The sequence below is a fragment of the Humitalea sp. 24SJ18S-53 genome (assembly GCF_050632385.1).
GTDB lineage: Bacteria > Pseudomonadota > Alphaproteobacteria > Acetobacterales > Acetobacteraceae > Humitalea.
The window spans coordinates 149,637-165,907 of the sequence record NZ_CP192599.1; the positions used below are offsets into that span (position 1 = coordinate 149,637).

At 72.3% G+C, this 16,271-nt stretch carries 15 protein-coding genes and 1 tRNA gene; 10 read left to right on the forward strand and 6 right to left on the reverse strand.

Annotation, left to right across the window (positions count from 1 at the left end; genetic code table 11):
• Positions 1-2 precede the first annotated feature (2 nt).
• The 6 genes from ACQW02_RS00720 to ACQW02_RS00745 all read left to right on the forward strand — a co-directional run bounded on the left by ACQW02_RS00720 (position 3) and on the right by ACQW02_RS00745 (position 6,642).
• Complete coding sequence (locus tag ACQW02_RS00720) at positions 3-830, forward strand: lysophospholipid acyltransferase family protein (RefSeq protein ID WP_431283360.1); 828 nt, start codon at positions 3-5, stop codon at positions 828-830.
• Positions 827-1,927: a glycosyltransferase gene (locus tag ACQW02_RS00725; RefSeq protein ID WP_431283361.1), complete on the forward strand. Its 1,101-nt coding sequence runs from the start codon at positions 827-829 to the stop codon at positions 1,925-1,927. The genes ACQW02_RS00720 and ACQW02_RS00725 overlap by 4 nt, the downstream gene beginning before the upstream one ends.
• A gap of 2 nt (positions 1,928-1,929) precedes the next feature.
• Positions 1,930-3,552 carry a squalene/phytoene synthase family protein gene (locus ACQW02_RS00730; RefSeq protein WP_431283362.1) on the forward strand — a complete coding sequence of 541 codons (1,623 nt, stop codon included), beginning with the start codon at positions 1,930-1,932 and terminating at the stop codon, positions 3,550-3,552.
• Positions 3,549-4,751: a hydroxysqualene dehydroxylase gene (locus tag ACQW02_RS00735; RefSeq protein ID WP_431283363.1), complete on the forward strand. Its 1,203-nt coding sequence runs from the start codon at positions 3,549-3,551 to the stop codon at positions 4,749-4,751. Before ACQW02_RS00730 ends, ACQW02_RS00735 begins: the two co-directional genes overlap by 4 nt.
• Positions 4,748-6,073 (forward strand): aldehyde dehydrogenase family protein, encoded by a 1,326-nt coding sequence (locus tag ACQW02_RS00740; protein WP_431283364.1) that lies wholly within the window; start codon positions 4,748-4,750, stop codon positions 6,071-6,073. Before ACQW02_RS00735 ends, ACQW02_RS00740 begins: the two co-directional genes overlap by 4 nt.
• Positions 6,074-6,189: 116 nt before the next feature.
• Complete coding sequence (locus ACQW02_RS00745) at positions 6,190-6,642, forward strand: GNAT family N-acetyltransferase (protein ID WP_431283365.1); 453 nt, start codon at positions 6,190-6,192, stop codon at positions 6,640-6,642.
• A gap of 3 nt (positions 6,643-6,645) precedes the next feature.
• Here the strand turns inward: ACQW02_RS00745 and ACQW02_RS00750 are convergent, their stop codons facing one another.
• From ACQW02_RS00750 to ACQW02_RS00770, 5 genes are all read right to left on the reverse strand, one after another.
• Complete coding sequence (locus ACQW02_RS00750; protein WP_431283366.1) at positions 6,646-7,638, reverse strand: peptidoglycan-binding protein; 993 nt, start codon at positions 7,636-7,638, stop codon at positions 6,646-6,648.
• Positions 7,635-8,192 (reverse strand): hypothetical protein, encoded by a 558-nt coding sequence (locus ACQW02_RS00755; RefSeq protein WP_431283367.1) that lies wholly within the window; start codon positions 8,190-8,192, stop codon positions 7,635-7,637. Before ACQW02_RS00755 ends, ACQW02_RS00750 begins: the two co-directional genes overlap by 4 nt.
• Positions 8,189-9,715 carry a hypothetical protein gene (locus ACQW02_RS00760; protein ID WP_431283368.1) on the reverse strand — a complete coding sequence of 509 codons (1,527 nt, stop codon included), beginning with the start codon at positions 9,713-9,715 and terminating at the stop codon, positions 8,189-8,191. Before ACQW02_RS00760 ends, ACQW02_RS00755 begins: the two co-directional genes overlap by 4 nt.
• A 49-nt stretch (positions 9,716-9,764) precedes the next feature.
• Positions 9,765-10,829 (reverse strand): gentisate 1,2-dioxygenase, encoded by a 1,065-nt coding sequence (gtdA, locus tag ACQW02_RS00765; RefSeq protein WP_431283369.1) that lies wholly within the window; start codon positions 10,827-10,829, stop codon positions 9,765-9,767.
• A 66-nt stretch (positions 10,830-10,895) separates the two neighbouring features.
• Entirely contained in the window at positions 10,896-12,911 is a 2,016-nt protein-coding gene (locus ACQW02_RS00770; protein WP_431283370.1) for a putative bifunctional diguanylate cyclase/phosphodiesterase, read from the reverse strand.
• Between the two features lie 112 nt (positions 12,912-13,023).
• On the opposite strand from ACQW02_RS00770, the gene ACQW02_RS00775 reads away from it, so the two are divergent.
• Positions 13,024-13,100, forward strand: a tRNA-Arg gene (locus ACQW02_RS00775).
• Positions 13,101-13,137: 37 nt separating this feature from the next.
• Here the strand turns inward: ACQW02_RS00775 and ACQW02_RS00780 are convergent.
• Entirely contained in the window at positions 13,138-13,815 is a 678-nt protein-coding gene (locus ACQW02_RS00780; protein ID WP_431283371.1) for a winged helix-turn-helix transcriptional regulator, read from the reverse strand.
• Positions 13,816-13,912: 97 nt separating this feature from the next.
• On the opposite strand from ACQW02_RS00780, the gene ACQW02_RS00785 reads away from it, so the two are divergent.
• The 3 genes from ACQW02_RS00785 to ACQW02_RS00795 all read left to right on the forward strand — a co-directional run bounded on the left by ACQW02_RS00785 (position 13,913) and on the right by ACQW02_RS00795 (position 16,270).
• The gene (locus ACQW02_RS00785) at positions 13,913-14,686 is read left to right on the forward strand and encodes a VOC family protein (RefSeq protein ID WP_431283372.1); all 774 of its coding nucleotides are present in this window, start codon (positions 13,913-13,915) and stop codon (positions 14,684-14,686) included.
• Positions 14,687-14,703: 17 nt separating this feature from the next.
• Positions 14,704-15,183, forward strand: a complete 480-nt coding sequence (locus ACQW02_RS00790) for a VOC family protein (protein ID WP_431283373.1) — start codon at positions 14,704-14,706, stop codon at positions 15,181-15,183.
• 112 nt (positions 15,184-15,295) lie between these two features.
• Entirely contained in the window at positions 15,296-16,270 is a 975-nt protein-coding gene (locus ACQW02_RS00795) for a Bug family tripartite tricarboxylate transporter substrate binding protein (protein WP_431283374.1), read from the forward strand.
• Position 16,271 lies beyond the last annotated feature (1 nt).

Below are 16,271 nucleotides of genomic sequence, written 5' to 3' on the forward strand. Positions count from 1 at the left end.
CCATGGACGGGGGCGCGCCGTTGCCCAAGCCGGTGCCGGCGGGATCGTATGATCCCGTCGCCTTCCGCTCCAACGCGTATTTCCGCTTTTTCTGCTTCATGTTCGCGCAGCGCGCGGCGAGCGGCATGCGGGCCATGCGCATCGCATCCTGGGGCATGCCGAAGGTTGCGCCCGGCACGCCGCTGGTCATCTTCGCCAACCATCCGTCCTGGTGGGACGGGGTGATGTTTCCACTGCTGGCGAAGCGGCTGTTCCATCCCCGGCCGATCTTTGTGCCCATGGATGCCGAGGCCTTCGCCCGATACGGCTTCATGAAGCGGTTCGGTGCATTTCCCGTGGAACAGGGTTCCGCCCGTGGCGCCGTCGGCTTCCTGCACACGGCGGGCGCCATCCTGGCAAAGCCCAGCCACATGCTGTGGATGAACGCGCCGGGCCGCTTCGTCGATCCGCGCGTGCGGCCGCAGCCGATCAGCCCCGGCCTGGTGCGCCTGCCGGAGATCGCCGAGGCCGCGACCTTCGTTCCCCTGGCCCTGGAATATCCATTCTGGGCCGAACCCAAGGCGGAACTCCTGGGCGCTTTTGGCGACCCCATCCCCGGCACCGTCCTGCGCGCCATGGGCCGCGACGACAGGGCCGACGCGCTCGGTGCCGCGCTGCACGCCACGATGGATCGCCTGGCCGAGGACGCGCAGTCGCGCGACCCCGCGCGCTTCGTCACCCTGCAACAGGGGCGGCAAGGCATGGGCGGCATCTACGACGTCTGGCGGCGCACGAAGGCGCTGCTGGGCGGTCGCGGCTTCGACCCGCGCCACGATCCGGGGGCGCGATGATCGACCTGTTGCCCCTGGCCTGGGAACTCGCGCTGATCCCGGCTGTGCTCGGGGCGATCAACCTCGCGATGCTGCGCACGCCCAAGGGCACGCCGCCCGCCAGCGTGCTTGTGTCGGTCCTGATTCCCGCGCGCGACGAGGCCGCGAACATCGCAGCCTGCCTGCACGCTGCCCTGGCCAGCCAGGATGTCGCCGTCGAAGTCCTGGTGATGGACGACGGCAGCACCGACGCCACGCCCGAGGTCGTGCACGCCATCGCCGCGATCGATCCGCGCGTGCGACTTCTTTCCAGCCCCGCGCTGCCGCCGGGTTGGACCGGCAAGGTCCATGCCTGTGCCCGCCTGGCCGAGGCAGCGGCCGGTACCCATCTGTTGTTCATCGACGCCGATGTGCGCCTGGCGCCGCAAGCGGCCGCCGCCATGGCGGCGCATGCCCTGCGCCAGAACCTTGGGATGGTCACGGGCGTCCCGCGCCAGGCCATCGGCACCCTTGGCGAAGGCGTGACGGTCCCGCTGATCAACTACTTGCTGGTCGGTTACCTGCCGGGCGGCGGCCGTGCCTTCACCCGCCACCCCGCCCTGGCCGCCGCATGCGGGCAGCTGGTGCTGGTGGAACGTCGCGCCTACGACGCCGCCGGTGGTCATGCGGCGGTGCGCGGTGTGCTGCATGATGGCTTGGCGCTGGCCCGGCGGATGCGAACGCAGGGCATGCGGACCGAGGTTGTGCGCGCCGCACCGCTCGCGACCTGCAGCATGTATGATGGTTTTCTCCAGTCCTGGAAAGGCTTCTTGAAAAATGCCCGCGAAGGCATGGCGACCCCGGTCGGCTTGCCGATCTGGACCATCCTGCTGGCCGGCGCGCATCTGTGGCCCTGGTTCCTGCTGCCGGCACCGCAGGCGATCCTCGCACTGGCGCTGACCTATGCGGCGCGGGGGGCGATCACGCTCTGGGCGCGCGAACCCTGGTGGACGGTGCCGCTGCACCCGGTCTGCGTGGCCGTGGCGCTGGCAATCCAGTGGACGGCCCTGGTGCGCGGTGCGCTGGGCCTGTCCGCCGGCTGGAAAGGGCGCGCCTACCCGGCCAACGGGGCCGCGTGAGCATGCGGCAGACCGTCGCGGCCGGCCCCCCCACGCGGGGCCCCGACAGCGAGAATTTTCCGGTTGCGTCATGGCTGATCGCGCCAGCACTGCGGCCAAAGATCCTGGCCTTCTACTGCTTCGTCCGCACCGCCGACGACATCGCGGACGATGCCGCCATGCAGCCCGCCGAGAAACTCCGCCGGCTCGATGCGATGGAGGCTGGGCTCGACGACCCCCACTCCGCCCTGCCCGAGGCCGCGGGGCTGCACGCGACCGGCGCCGGGACCGGGGAAGCGCGGGCCATGCTCGGCGCCTTCCGCCAGGATGCGGTGCAGGCGCGCTACGCCGATTGGGCGGCGCTTGAAGACTACTGCGCCCGTTCCGCCGTGCCGGTCGGGCGCATGCTGCTGCGACTGCATGGCGAACCCTTGGGCGCCGATGTCGATGCGCTCTGCACCGCATTGCAGGTGCTGAACCATCTCCAGGACCTCGGCCCCGACCGCGTCACGCTGGGCCGCATCTACCTGCCGGAAAACTGGATGGCCGAGGCGGGCGGCGAGCAGCGTTTCTTCGCCGATGCCGGTGCACGCCGCCCGGTGCTGGACGCCGCACTGGACCGGGTCGAGGCGGCGTTGGAAACCGCCGCCGGCCTGCCGCGCCGCCTGGCATCGCGCCGGCTGGCGCTGGAATCGGCCGTGACGCTTGGCTGTGCGCGGCGGCTGCTGGCACGGTTGCGGGCGGCGGATCCGCTGCTGGGCCGGGTCGCGCTGACCAAGCCCGATGCGTTGAAAGCCTTGGCTGCCGCACCTTTCCCGCCAAGGGATGCCGCCGTGGTGCGCGCGCGCGTGGCCCGGGCGGGTTCGTCCTTCACGGCCGGCATGGCGGTGCTGCCCGTCACGCGGCGCCGCGCCCTGCACGCCGTCTATGCCTTCTGCCGCGCGGTCGATGACATCGCCGATGGGGCGATGCCGCTGTCCGAGCGGCGGCTGGCCCTGGCCGCGTGGCGCCGGAAACTCGTCGCCTCCGACTGCGCCCTGTCGCGTGAACTGGCGGCGGCGCGCGTTGCCTATGACCTGCAGCCGAGTGAATGCGAGGCGATGATCGCCGGTATGGAAACCGATGCCGAACCCCGCGTCCGCATCGCCGATCAAGTTGCGCTCGACCTGTATTGCCGACGGGTCGCGGGCAGCGTCGGCGCCATGGCCGTGCGGATTTTTGGCGCGCCCGGGGCAGGGGAGTTTGGCCTGGCGCTCGGCCGCACATTGCAACTCGTGAACATCCTGCGCGACCTCGACGAGGATGCGTTGCGCGACCGGCTTTACCTGCCGCTGTCGCTGCTGCCAGGTGCCGATCCTCACGCACCGGCCTCCGTCCTGCTCGCCTTGCCGTCGGTGCCGGAGGCCGCGGCGGCGCTGGCGCGCCAGGCCGAGGCCGGCTTCGCCGCCGCCGATGCCGCGCTGGCCGCGATGGGCACGCCCGCTGCGCTCTTGCCGGCGCGGATCATGATGTGGGGCTACCGCCGGCTGCTGGCGCGGCTGATCGCCCGTGGCTTCGCGCCCCCCCGCACGCGGCCCCGGCTGACGGCCACGGAAAAAGCCCGCATGGCGGCCTGGGCCTATGGCTGGCCCATGGCCCGGGCGTGACCGTCCATGTGATCGGCGCCGGCGTCGCGGGTCTCGCCGGGGCCTTGGCCCTGCCGGGGCGAGAGCTCCGCGTCTGGGAAGCCGCCCCCCTGGCGGGCGGCCGCTGCCGCGCCCTGGCCGATGGCGGCGACAACGGCACCCACGCGCTGATCGGCGGCAACCGCGCCGCGCTGGCCTTCCTCGATGCCATCGGGGCGCGGCAGCACTGGGTGGAGCCGGAGCCGGATGGCCTGCCGGTGCTCGACCTCGCCGATGGCGTACCGCGTCGGGTGGCTCTGTCCGGCCTGGGCTGGTGGCGGGCGTCGCGCCGCCCGGCCGGGCTGGACCTCGGCGGGGTCGCCGCCCTGCTGCGCCTGCTGCTGCCCGGCCCGGACCGCCCGGTCGCCGATGCCTTCGTCGCACACCCCGCCTTGCTGCGCGGCTTTGTCGAACCGCTGACCATCGCCGCGCTGAACACCCCGGCCGCCGAGGCCTCCACCCGCCTGCTCGGCGCCGTGCTGCGCGGGGCGGCGACGCCGGCGACCGCCAGGCTGTTCGTCGCGGCCGAGGGCCTCGGCCCCGGGCTGGTTGCCCCGGCGCTGGCGGCGCTGGCCGCGCGGGGCGTGCCCGTCACCTTCGGCGCCCGGTTGCGCGGGATCGAAAGCACCGATGGCCGCGCCACCGCCCTGGTCTTCGCCGAGGACCGCATCGCCCTTTCCCCCACCGACGCCGTGCTGCTCGCCCTGCCACCGTGGGAGGCGCAGCGCCTGCTGCCCGGCCTGCCCGCGCCGCAAGACCACGCCCCCATCCTGAACCTGCACTTCGCCCATGGCGTGCCGGGGCCGGTACGGTTCCTGGGCCTGCTCGGCGGGCTGTGCCAATGGGTGCTGGTCCGCCCCGGAGGGATCGCCGTGACCGTCAGCGCCGCCGATGCCGAGACCGACCAACCCGTCGAAACCCTCGCCCCCCGCGCCTGGGGCGAAATCCTGCGCGCCGTAGCGGCCTTTGGCATTCCCGGCGAATGGCCGATCAAGCCGCCCGGCTGCCGCGCCATCAAGGAACGCCGCGCCACCCCGCGCCACCGCCCCGGCCCGCGCCCTCTGCCGCCGCGCAAGCCGCTGACCAACCTGGCCCTGGCCGGCGACTGGACCGACCCTGACCTGCCCGCGACGATCGAGGCCGCCGTCCGCAGCGGCCAGGCCGCGGCCCGCACGCTGTGACCGCCGCCGAAGCCCTCGGCGCCCTGCGCGCCATCCCCGGCCGCCCAAGCCTGGCCGAGCGTCGCGCCGCGCTGCGCGGGCTTGAGGCCGTTCTGCTGCGCCGCGCCGAAGACATCGCCGTCGCCGCCGCCGCCGATTTCGGCGGGCGCGACCGGGTGGAAACCCTGCTGGGCGACGTGCTGACCGTGGTCCAGGGCGCCCGGCACGCCCGCCGCTGGCTTGGCTGGTGGGCGCGACCGCGCCGCGCCGGCGTGCCCTTTCCCTTCTGGCCGGCGCGGGCCTGGGTGGAGCCGGTGCCGAAGGGCGTGGTCGGGGTGATGGGGCCGTGGAACTACCCGTTGCAGCTTTGCCTCTGGCCCGCTGTCGATGCGCTGGCGGCCGGCAACCGGGTGGTCATCAAGCCCTCCGAACTGGCTCCACGCGTGGCTTTGCTGCTTTCGGACATATTGGCCGAGGCGCCCGGACCGGACTTCTGCCGCACCATCCTGGGCGGCCCGGAGGTCGCCGCCGATTTCGCCGCCCAACCCTGGGATCATCTGGTCTTCACAGGTGGGGCCGCGGTCGGGCGTCGGGTGATGGCGGCGGCTTCGGACACATTGACCCCCCTGACCCTGGAACTCGGCGGGCAATGCCCGGCGATCGTGCTGCCCGGCGCCGATCTTTTGCGCGCCGCCCAGGCTATCCTGGCCGGCAAGACGTTGAACGCCGGCCAGACCTGCGTCGCCCCGGACACCGTGCTGCTGATCGGCCACCGGGCCGAGGATTTTGCCGCCGCCTGCCGCGCCGCCGGCCCGGTCAGCGCCACCACGGCGCTGCTGGGCCAGGGGGCGGCGCGGGTCGCGGCCCTGCTCGATGGCGCGGAGGCTGATGCCTTGGCGGCGCCCGCCCCGGGCACCCAGCCGATCATCCTGGCGCGCTGGCCCGCCGGCCATCCGGCGACCATGACGGAAAAATTCGGCCCCATCCTGGGTGTGGAGGTTCTGGCCGACCTTGCCGCCGCCATGGCCTGGCTGCGCGCCCGGCCGGCGCCGCTGTCCATCGCCCTGTTCGGCCCGACCCGTGCCGAGGAAGCCGCCATTGCCGCCGGCGTCCGCGCCGGGGCCATCACGGTCGGGCGCTGCGTCGACCATGTTGCCTGGCCAGGATTGGGCTTTGGTGGCGCCGGCGGGTCGGGCTTTGGCCGGTATCATGGCCGGGCCGGCTTCGACACGTTCAGCGATCTGCGGGCGCGGGTGCGGCACGGCCCATTTGCCTTGGCGCGCATGTTTGACGCACCGCGCGGGTCGCGTGCCTTGGCGCTATTGGAACGGTTGCTCCGATAGAGGGTTTCGGGCAGATTCACCGTATGGTTGCAAGCGTCCTGAAAATGACCGGAACGCGACAGGCACACGGCGTGTTGCGCGTTGTTCGGGAGAGTGACGCCGAAGAGATCGCGCGTATGATAACGCCTGGGATTTCGGCGCGCCTCGCATCCTGGCCCTTTCCTTGCGACCCGACATTTTCCCGCGGGCGCGCCGCCGCCCTGCTGGCCGCATCGGGGCTTGGCCTGGCCTTGGGCCTGGTCCTGGCCGACCCCGCCACCGATCGCCCCATGGGCTGGTTCAGCGCCGAGATGCCGCCGCAGGAACAGGGGTTTGCCATGCTGACCTACTGGATGGGCGAAGCCTTCCAGGGGCGCGGCCTGATGCGCGATGCGGCGGCCGAGGCGGTGGCGCTTGTCTTTGCCTCCCTGCCGGTGCAGGCGCTGCGGGCTGCGGTGCAGGGCGACAATACGGCGTCGCTGTCGCTGCTGACGCATCTCAAGGCCAGGCTGCTTGGCCCCGGGCACATCTGGTGCCCCTCTCGGCAGCGGCAGGAAGCCTGCTTCTACTACGAGATGGCGCGCCGCTGACTGTCACGCGAAAAAGGCCGGCGCCCCGCCCGCCAGCCCGGGTTCCGCCCGCAGCAGCGCCACGGTCGCATTGAAGAAGCCGATGAAGCGATCCGCGTGGCGTCCGGTGCCGATCGGGAATTGCCGCATCCGCCAGCGGTTGTCCGGCCCCTCCTGCTGATACACCCCGCCGGAATTGTAGGCGCAGGCGACGACCGGCGGGTCCAGCCGGGTGCGTGCCGCCTGGGACGCGATGTAGGCGGCGCCGGCGGCGATCGACACGGCCGGATCGCGTAGGTCGGCCGCGCTGACCGGGCGGCCCAAGACCTCGGCGGCGGTCGAGACCAGCGTCTGCATGCAGCCGATGGAGACGCGATGCGGTGTGGCGTCGTAGGAGCGGAAGCCGGGTTCATGCCGTTCCGCATTCGCCGCGGCCGCCGCATCGGCCGCGGCGCCGGCCGATTCCGTGCAGAGGCAGGCGACCAGCAATTCGATCGGCAGGCCGGTGCGGCGGGCTTCGGCGCGCAGCGGGATCGGGAACCAATCGGCCAGCACGGCGCGGACACGGCGGGACTGGGCTGTGGTGAGCGGGATCGGCTGGTCCTCGACCTCGACCCCCATGGCACCCAGGCGCCAGCGGGCGCCGCCGTCGAAGCGCGCGTGGAACGCCCGCAAGGGGGCGAGATCGGCGAGCAGTGCCGTTGGGGAGCCGGCGCGCGCGACCGCGTGCGCGGCGGCGGCCAGTGCCTGCGGCGGGGCATCGGCGGGCAGGAACAGCCGCGCCCAGGTGGCCGGGCCGACGATGCCATCCGCCGCAAGCCCGGTATCGGATTGGAAGGCCGCGACGGCGCGTGCGGTGGCCGGGCCGAACAGTCCGTCCACCATCCGCAGCACGGCGGCCGCCCGCCCCCCGGACAGCAGCAGCCTGGTCTGCATCGCGACCACATCGGCGCCGCGCTGCATCGGCTGGGACAGGCGCAGGGCACGGGTGAGCGGGGGCAGGGTGGTGGCGGTCATGGCGCGATGCTCCGGCAGGCGGCGGATTGGGCGGCGATCTGGCGGTCCAGCGCGGGATTGGCGGCGCAGGCGGGGGCGGCGGCCAATTCGGCGCAGCGCGCTGGCCCGGCGGGGCCGAGCAGCGCCAGCGCCAACCGGGCCGAGCGCGCATGGGTGCAGCCGATCGGGTCGGAGGGGTCCAGCGCCAGCAGCGCCATGCCGGCGGCGAGTTGCGCGTCGGGCGACGCTTGGCCCGCGTCGCGCCGGGCCATGGCGGCGGCGGCCAGCCCCGCCAGGACCACGCGGCGTTGGCTGGCCGGGGCGGTCGTGGGCAGGGCGGCGAGGGCGGCGGCATAGCCCGCTTCGGCGCAGGCGTGCTGGCCGAGGCGCAGGCAGGCTTCGGCCCGCAGGGTCTGCGCCTGGGCGCAGACAGGGTCGGGGCCGCTGCAATCGACCGGTGTCGCCGCCAGTGCGGGCAGGTCGCCGGCGGCCTGGCGGTCCTTCATCGTGTCGAGCTGGCTGGCTAGGCAGCCCGCGAGCACCAGGGCGAGCAGGGGGGTGACGCGCGGCGTCATGACCGGGTCGCCGCGATGGTTTCGGCGACGGGCAGCAGCCGTGTCAGCAGCGCCGCCATCCGCGCCGGGGTGGTGTCGGGCTGCGCGGCCAGGCCCAGCAGTGCCATGACCGCGGCATCCAGCCCCGATCCGCCCGGCAGCGCGCGGGCGCTGGCCAGCGCATCGCCCAGCGCCGTGCCGGCCACCCGTGGCGCCCCGGCGCCCAACACAGGGCCGAGGTCGATCGCGATATCCGGCCCCGGCAGCGCATCCAGCAGCCGCTTGCGATAGGCGTGCAGCCCCACCGAAAAAGCATCGTCGCTGGCGAAATCCTGGCGCGGCGCCAGGGCGAGAAGGGCGGTGCGGGCCGCCGCGTCATCCAGGCGGGCGGCGTCGGCGACGGCGCGGGCGCGGGGCAGGCGGGCCTCGGCCGGCACGGGGACCAGGAAGGCGCGGGCGAATGCGCCGGAGGAGTCGAGGGCGGAGAGCAGCACCGCCGCATCCATCGCCCCGGGGGGAAACAAGGCGGGGGTAAAGGGGCGGTCGAGCACCCGGGCCTTCCAGCGTTCATAGGACTCATGCCCGGCCGACAATGCCTGGATGGCGCCCAGCCCGACCGCGACCAGCAGGCCAGGCGGGCCACCGAGGGCAGCACCCAGCAGCGGCGCCGCCGACAAGCCGCCGCGCAACCCGCCCAGCGCATCGCCCAGCACCGCGGCCAGCGGGTGGTCGGGGCCAAAGGCGGCATCCAGCGCATGGGCCGCGGCACCCGCGGCACTGGCCATGGCGGCCGGATCGCCGGCGGCGGCGCCACGGGCTGCGGCCAGCCCGTCGTCGATCGCGGCGACGGCGGCGGTGGTGCGGGGGGTGGCGCCGAGCAGCGGGATGGCGACCTGGGCGCCGAGGCGGGCGATTTCCAGCAAATCGGTCGCGCGGGACAGGAAGCCGGTCGCCTCGGCGGCGGCGGCGACCTGGGCGGGGGCCGTCGCGGCGCGGGCTTCGGCATCGACCGCGCGGGCGGTGGCGGTGTCGGCGGCGGTGCGCTGGCTGCGGTTGTCGGCGGTCAGGTCGCCCACGGTGCGGGCCAGCGTGCCGGACGCATCGCCGCCGGCCTGGCGGGCGCCAAAATAGAAGCCGAGGACGCTGCCGATGATGGTGCCGATTTCACCCGTGCTGGGCAGGCCGATCCAGGTGGAGGTCAGCAGCGCCAGCATGCCGACGGCGACGATGAAGATGGAGAGCGCGGCGCGGATGCTGCCGTCGGGCAGGCCGGCCTGCATCTCGCGCCAGGCGGCCAGGCGTTCGGCGGTCATGTCGGCCTGGCGGACCAGGGCGCTGCCTTCGACCTGCAGGCGCCGCAGGAAAAAGGCGAGGCCGAGCAGCAGCAGGGCCGCGACCAGCACGACGACGACCACGGCGACCAGGTTCAGCGGGTTGGTTCGTGGCGTTGCCTCCTGCGCCCAGCCGAGGCTGGGCAGCAGCGCGATCGCGCCCGCGATGAAGAAGGGACGGGGCGGGATCGGGTGCGGGGCGCGTTGGGTCATGGCACGCGTCTGCCATGACGAAACGCCTAGGTCAAGAAAATAAGCCTAATTACGGATTATGTGCCTTTGATTCACGGAACAGCCCGAGCTTTTCCTGCGCGGCGCGGTCGGAATAACCGAAGAGGATCAATCGGCTGCCGGCCTGGAGCGTCAGGGACCGCCAGGACGGCACCACGAGGATATCGCGTTCGGCCAGGGGGGTTTCCTCGCCGTCCACGACCGCCGTGCCATGGCCTTCGACCACCACGAAAACGGTGCCGTCGGTGGCGCGGCGGGGCAGGGTGGTGAAGCCGGCGGGCAGGTGGCGCACATGGGCCGCGATGGTCGGCATGATCGGGCCGCCATCGGCCGGGTTCAGGAATTCCAGGGCGTGGCCCAGGTGCGGGTCCGGCGCCTCGGCGGCGGCCAGAGCCAGCAGGCTTTGGCGCCAGGAATCGTGCGGGTAGTGGAACAGCGGCAGCGCGGCGGGGCGGCGCGCGGCGGTGCTGCCGCGGAAGGGGCGAAGGTTGTGGCCGTAGCGGGCGGCGGTGTCGCCGGCGGGCGCCGTCGGCGGATGGGCGGGCAGGTCCAGTTTCTCGGCGAAGGAGGCGTCGAAATGGCGCACGGTCGGGATGTCCAGCCCGTCCAGCCAGATCATCGGGCCGGCCGAGGGGTTGCCGTGGTCGTGCCATTGCCAGTTCGGCGTCAGCACCAGGTCGAAGGGGTGCATCACCGCCGGTTCGCCATCGACCGAGGTGGTGGCGCCCGACCCCTCCATGACGAAGCGCAGGGCGCATTGGGTGTGCCGGTGGCAGGGCGCGACCTCACCCGGCAGGATCAGTTGCAGCCCGGCGTAGAGGCTGGGGGTGACGGCGGAGGTGCCGGGCAGGCCGGGGTTTTCCAGGATCAGCACCCGGCGTTCGGCCTGTTCGGCGCTGATCAGGTCACCGGCGCGCAGCAGCCAGGCGCGGGCCTCGGCATAGGTCCAGCGATGGGTTTGCGATGGCGAACGGGGGGTGGGGGTGACGAGCGCCGCCAGCACCTCCCACAGCGGGTAGAGGGAGCGCGGGCGCATTTCCGCATAAAGGGCTTCGAGTTGGGCGGCCTGGGTATTGGCGCCTGTTGGGCCGTCCATCTGTGTTGCTCCCCGCCAATGGTCGTCAGCATAGGGACGACCGCGGGTGGGTGGAAGCGTGCTGTTTCAGCCCATTCGCGCGACGCTGCGCAGCGGGACGACAACGCTGGCGGTCGGGGTGGCGAGCCAGGCCTGCAACGCGGCCAGGTCCATCGGCTGCGCATACAGGAAGCCCTGGGCGGCGGTGCAGCCAAGGGCGCGCAGCGTGGCGGCCTGGGCTTCCGTCTCGACGCCTTCGGCGACCACGTCGAGGCCAAGGCTGCGGGCCATCGACAGGGTGGCGCGCACCACCTCCTCCGCGCGGCGATCGGAGCCCAGGCCGCGGATGAAGGTGCGGTCCAGCTTCACCTTGTCGAGCGGCAGGCGGAGCAGTTGCGCCAGGCCCGAATTGCCGGTGCCGAAATCATCGAGCGCCAGCCGCGCGCCGCGCCCGCGCAGGGCGGCCAGTTGGTCGAGGGTCTTGCTGCTGACGCGGTCGAGCAGGATTTCCTCGGTGATCTCGATCTCGATACAGGCGAGGGAGAGGCCGGCGGCGGCGACATCCTGCTCGATCGCCTCGACCACGTCGCCGCGCATGATTTCGGCGGCCGAGAGGTTGAAGGCGAGCAGCGGCGACGGCAGCCCCGCGGCGCGGAGTTGCGCGAAGCCGCGCAGGGCGGCGCCGCGCACCTGGGCGCCGAGCCAGGGCAGGCGGCCGATGCGCTGGGCGACGGGGATGAATTCCTCGGGCGAGACGTCGCCGAGTGCGGGGGTGGTCCAGCGGGCCAGTGCTTCGAAGGCCAGCACGGTGGCCGGGTCGGCCAGGGAGACGATGGGCTGGAGATGGATGTCCAGCCCCTCCAGCGCGCCTTCGCCCGCCCCCATGGCGCGCAGGATGGCCGCGTCGCGTTCGATCCGGGCGGTGTCGGTCGGCGTGGCGCGGCCATAGCCGCCGCGGGAGGCGCGTTTGGTGCGCAGCAGCGCATCATCGGCGGCGCGCATCAGCACGGCGGGGCTGGTCGCATCCAGGGGCGAGACGGCGACGCCGAGCGTGGCGCCGAGGCGCAGCAGGCGTCCCTCATGCCGGACGGGTTGGTGCAGGGCGTCGCACAGCCGTTCGGCGACGCCTTCGGCCAGCAGATGATCATCCACGCCGATGAGGACAGCGACGAATTCATCGCCGCCGAGGCGGCCCACCACGTCTTCCCGCCGGACGGCGCCGCGGATGCGCTCGGCCGCGGCGCAGAGCAGCGCGTCGCCGCCGGCGTGGCCTTCCGCCTCGTTCGTTTCCTTGAACCAGTCCAGGTCCACCGACAGGACCGCCACCGTCAGCCCGGCGGCCATGGCGCTGTCCAGCGCGGTCGAGATGGCGCGGCGGTTGAGCAGGCCGGTCAGCGGATCCAGCGTCGCCTCCCGGTCCAGCCGGCTGGCCAGGGACGCGACGTGCCGGACGAGGGGGGTGATCACCAGCATCGCCACGGCGATGAGGGCCAGCAGCATCAGCAGCATGGCCATGTCATGGCGCTGCTGGGCCAGGGCCTCGCTGGCCGTCGCGGCCTCCGTATGCAGTTCGATCGCCGTGGCGACGGCGGCGGCGATGGGGCCGATGGCAAGTCGGCGCAGTGCATCGGGATCGTCGAGTGCCTGGGCTTCGCGCAGGAAGGCCTGGGCCAGGCTGTCGAAGGAGGATTCGCCCGTCATGTAATGCGCGGCAAGGGCCGGGGTGGCCTGGGCCGGGGCGGCCGGGCCAGCCGTCAGGCCGGCATGGGCGGTGGCGAAGCGCTGCGCCGCCGTGGCGATGGCGACCGGGTCGGGCGTCGCCTCAGCCGCCAGGGCGCCGATCCGGTGCGCCTGGACGCGCTGGTCGTTGGCCAGGCTGATGGTGCCGATGAAGCGGGCGTGGTCCTGTTGGATCTGCGCGAAGGTCCAGGTCGCGCCGATGGCCAGCGCGGCCAGCAGCGCGAAGCCGAGGCCGCAGGCGGTGATGGCGCGCCGCAAGGCATGGGCACCGGGATCCTGGCGGCGGCGGTCCGTGCGCGGCGTGATGCCTGGCCTTGGGTCCGTCGCGCGGCTGTTTGGTTGCGTGCTTGCAGCGCGGATCATGCCATTCACCAAGGTTTCAGGCGCCACTCTGCGGTGCCTGGGGTGAATCATGGGTTACGCGGTCGCGGCGGGGCTTCCCTGGGGCGGCGTGGCGGGCTAGGTAGCCTGCGCGGGACCCGTAGCTCAGCTGGATAGAGCGCTGCCCTCCGAAGGCAGAGGTCGCACGTTCGAATCGTGTCGGGTCCGCCAAGTTTCCGTTCGCGCCTCTTCGCCCGCGCCGCGCCCGTTACCTGACCTTGTCCGGCAGCGGGAACCAGGTGACGAAGCGGTCGAACAGCGCGCGGTCGCCGGTCAGCGTCAGGTCCCCCGCTGCCTCGGCATCCGCGACCGGGCGGCCGCCGTAGACGACGGAGGCGAGCGGGCTGGGATTGGTCTTGATGGTCAGGGCGCAATCCTCCGGCTCGGCCCGGCGCGCGTGAAACCCGTCGGGGCCAAAGGCCAGCACGAAACCTTCGGTGCCGAAACGCAAGCCGATCGTCGCGGCCTCTCGCCGTGCACGGTCCGGCGCATACATCGTGCGGAACGACATCACGATCGATGCGGCCGACAGCGGCAAGGTCGGGTCGTGCAGCGGCGACCGGGTCGCCCAGCGGCCAAGGACCTGCAACACGGCCTCGGCCTCATGGCCCCAGGGGGTCAGTTCATAGACCTGCACCGACGCGGGGGGGGGCAGTCTGCGTCGATGCAGGATGCCGACGCGCTCCATGCGCTCAAGCCGCGCCGTCAGGATATTGGCGCTGATGCCCGGCAGCCCCGCGCGCAGTTCGGAGAAGCGCCGGCCGCCGAACATCAACTCGCGGATGATCAGCAGCGACCAGCGCTCCCCGACCAGTTCGAGGGCCAGGGCCGTGCCGCAGGCATCGTCATACCAGCGCTTGTCCAACCCTTGTTCACCAGCGGTCATTTTAGCTAACGTGATAGTTGTTTTTTATAACTATCATGGGCAGACTGCAAGGCCAAGGGGCTCCTCGGGGCCTGAAGACCCTGGAGGAGGCGCGACCATGCCCAATGCACAAGGCGAATTCATCTGGTTCGAACTGCTGACGACGGAGCCCGATGCGGCGCAGGCCTTCTACAGCGACGTGATGGGCTGGACCGTCGCGTCCGCCGGGATGGAGGGCATGGACTACCGCATCATCACCGCCCCGGACGGCCAGCAGGTCGGCGGGCTGATGAAGATGCCGGATGGGATGGCGGGTGGGCCGACCTGGCTGGGCTATGTCGGCGTCGATGACGTCGATCGCAGCGTCGCCGGCATCACGGCGGCGGGCGGCGCGGTGCTGATGCCCGCGATGTCGATCCCGGATGTCGGCCGCATCGCGATGGTCGCCGATCCGCATGGCGTGCCCTTCTACGTCATGCGCGGGGCGAGCGACGCCCGCAGCAACGCCTTCATGCAGGGCGACGCATCGGTCGGGCATTGTGTCTGGGCCGAACTCTCCAGCCCCGATCCGGCGGCCGCGATCACATTCTATGGCGACATGTTCGGCTGGCGGCAGAAGGGCGCGATGCCGATGGGGCCGCTGGGCGACTACCAGTTTTTGCACGCAGGCGAGATCAACCTCGGCGCGGTGATGCCGGTGGTGCCCGGGGGCGCCAAGGCCTGGCAATATTACTTCCACGTGCCCGACATCGACGATGCCGCAAGCCGGCTTGCCGCGGGCGGCGGGATGATCCTGCAGGAACCGATGGCGATCCCGGGTGGCGGCTTCTCCCTCGTGGCGCAGGACCCGCAGGGCGCGCGCGTTGGGCTTGTCGGCAAACGCAAGGTTTGATCGAAGGGAGAACACACATGCCCAAGACCATCACCCCCTGCCTGTGGTTCGACGGCAACGCCGAGGAAGCGGCGCGATTCTACGCGTCGCTGTTGCCCGACAGCCATGTCGATGCCGTCCTCCGCGCCCCCAGCGACTACCCGTCCGGCAAGGCCGGCGATGTGCTGACGGTGGATGTCACGCTGTTGGGCCGGCCGTTCCTCGGGCTCAACGGCGGCCCGATGTTCAAGTTCACCGAGGCGGTTTCGTTCCAGATACCCGTCGAGACCCAGGCCGAGGTGGAGCGCCTGAGCGATGCGCTGTCGAGCGTGCCCGAGGCCGAGCAATGCGGCTGGGTCAAGGATCGCTTCGGCCTGTCGTGGCAGATCGTGCCGCGGCAATTGACCGCGCTGCTGGGCGACCCGGACCCCGCCCGCGCCAGGCGCGTTTTTGCCGCGATGATGGAGATGAAGCGCATCGACATCGCGGCGATCGAACAGGCCGCGCTGGGCGGCTGAGCCAAGGCTTCGCCGCCGGCTGCGGCATCTTGCGAAGCCCCGGCTTCCGGGCGGATGCTGTCAGCAGGGCCAGGCCGCGCCGCGGCTGGCGATCCCATGAAGGACCGGCAGCATGTCCCCTCGTTTTTCCCGCCGTGCACTCGGCACCTCCATCGCCGCCCTGCCGCTGCCCGTCATGGCACAGGCCTGGCCGACACGCCCGCTGCGCTGGGTAGTGCCCTATGCGCCCGGCGGCGGGTCCGACTTCCTCGCGCGCACGATCGCCGCCGCGATTTCCGGGCCGCTGGGCCAGACCGTGCTGGTGGAGAACCGCCCGGGCGGGGCGACGGTGATCGCGACCGAGGCGGTCGCGCGCGCCGCGCCGGATGGCTACACGGTGCTGTCGGCCGATATGACGGCGCTGATCATCAACCCGGCGGGCTTCCGGCGGCTGCCCTATGATCCGATCAAGGACCTCAAGCCCGTCTGCACCACCGCGACGTTCAATTTCGTCCTGGCGGTCAGCCCCACGCTGGCGCCGCGCAGCGTGGCCGAGTTGGTGGCGATGGCGCGGGCCCAGCCGGGGCGGTTGAATTTCGCCTCACCGGGGATCGGGTCGCCGTCGCACCTGGCGACGGAGCGGTTTGGAAGGAACCTGAACCTGACCTTGACGCATGTTCCCTATCGCGGCGGCGCGCCGGCGGTGCAGGACCTGGTGGCCGGGGTCGCCGATGCGATGTTCATCGACTACGCCTCCGGCGCGCCGCATTTCGAAGCGGGGCGCTTGCGGCCGCTGGCGGCGACGGCGCCCACGCGCATGTCGCTGCTGCCTGACCTGCAAACGCTGGCCGAGGCCGGGTTCCCGGGCAATGACATATATTCCTGGCAGGGGGTGATGGCGCCGGCTGGCACGCCGGATGCGATCGTGGCGCGGCTGGGTGCGGCGATCAGGGCGGCGGTCAATGACCCGGCGGTGGCCGACCGCTTGCGCGCGATCGGGCTGACGCCGCTGCCGGGGGATTCGGCGTCCTTCGCCGCGCTGATCCAGAGCGAGACGGCGATCTGGGGCACGTTGATCCGCGAATTGGGGCTGGTGCTCGATAGCTGAG

Coding starts and splice junctions, on each gene's coding strand:
- ACQW02_RS00750 (WP_431283366.1), bottom strand. CDS start 7,638: ATGACCGCCACCACCCTGCCCCCGCTCACCCGTGCCCTGCGCCTGTCC.
- ACQW02_RS00725 (WP_431283361.1), top strand. CDS start 827: ATGATCGACCTGTTGCCCCTGGCCTGGGAACTCGCGCTGATCCCGGCT.
- ACQW02_RS00755 (WP_431283367.1), bottom strand. CDS start 8,192: ATGACGCCGCGCGTCACCCCCCTGCTCGCCCTGGTGCTCGCGGGCTGC.
- ACQW02_RS00745 (WP_431283365.1), top strand. CDS start 6,190: ATGATAACGCCTGGGATTTCGGCGCGCCTCGCATCCTGGCCCTTTCCT.
- ACQW02_RS00730 (WP_431283362.1), top strand. CDS start 1,930: ATGCGGCAGACCGTCGCGGCCGGCCCCCCCACGCGGGGCCCCGACAGC.
- ACQW02_RS00760 (WP_431283368.1), bottom strand. CDS start 9,715: ATGACCCAACGCGCCCCGCACCCGATCCCGCCCCGTCCCTTCTTCATC.
- ACQW02_RS00770 (WP_431283370.1), bottom strand. CDS start 12,911: ATGATCCGCGCTGCAAGCACGCAACCAAACAGCCGCGCGACGGACCCA.
- ACQW02_RS00795 (WP_431283374.1), top strand. CDS start 15,296: ATGTCCCCTCGTTTTTCCCGCCGTGCACTCGGCACCTCCATCGCCGCC.
- ACQW02_RS00720 (WP_431283360.1), top strand. CDS start 3: ATGGACGGGGGCGCGCCGTTGCCCAAGCCGGTGCCGGCGGGATCGTAT.
- ACQW02_RS00780 (WP_431283371.1), bottom strand. CDS start 13,815: ATGACCGCTGGTGAACAAGGGTTGGACAAGCGCTGGTATGACGATGCC.
- ACQW02_RS00790 (WP_431283373.1), top strand. CDS start 14,704: ATGCCCAAGACCATCACCCCCTGCCTGTGGTTCGACGGCAACGCCGAG.
- ACQW02_RS00785 (WP_431283372.1), top strand. CDS start 13,913: ATGCCCAATGCACAAGGCGAATTCATCTGGTTCGAACTGCTGACGACG.
- gtdA (WP_431283369.1), bottom strand. CDS start 10,829: ATGGACGGCCCAACAGGCGCCAATACCCAGGCCGCCCAACTCGAAGCC.